The 446-nt window shown below is 26.2% G+C and carries 1 protein-coding gene; it reads right to left on the bottom strand.

What is annotated here, in order from left to right; all coding sequences use genetic code 11:
• Positions 1-53: 53 nt before the first annotated feature.
• Positions 54-446, bottom strand: a 393-nt coding sequence (locus E3E36_RS13020; protein ID WP_206203688.1) for a hypothetical protein, incomplete at its 5' end; no start/stop codon positions are given.

Raw genomic sequence — 446 nt, 5'->3', positions numbered from 1 at the left:
ACTTATTACAGGAAGAAGATGTGTTGGCGATGGGGTAATTAATCAAAGGGGCTTCATTCTTTATTGTCTATACTATACCTTATTCCGTAAATCATTAGCACTATAACCACAATATCTAAAATAAATATGGGGATTCTTGGATTTTTATAACTTTTAATCAAAGCTTGCTTGAACCATTTTGTATAAACTATATCTATTTTACTTTCTTTAGTGTCTATAAATTCTTTTCCTATTCCTACTGGCACTGAAATAGTGAATTCTTGATTTTTATTTAAGTATTCATTAAAAAATTCAACACTTAAAAATTCATTTCGATTAACTACTTGTATTTGTTTTATGCGAGCGGTAGATTGTTTTTTGTAAATAAAATAATCGATATGGTTTAAAAAAAGAAAAAGTTGAAACAATAATAAAAAGAAGCTGCTTATAAAAACAAATACTTTGAA

The sequence above is a fragment of the Thermococcus sp. M36 genome (assembly GCF_012027355.1).
Classification (GTDB): domain Archaea; phylum Methanobacteriota_B; class Thermococci; order Thermococcales; family Thermococcaceae; genus Thermococcus.
Note: the sequence above shows the minus strand (reverse complement) of the source record. Positions and strands in the feature narration are given on the sequence as shown.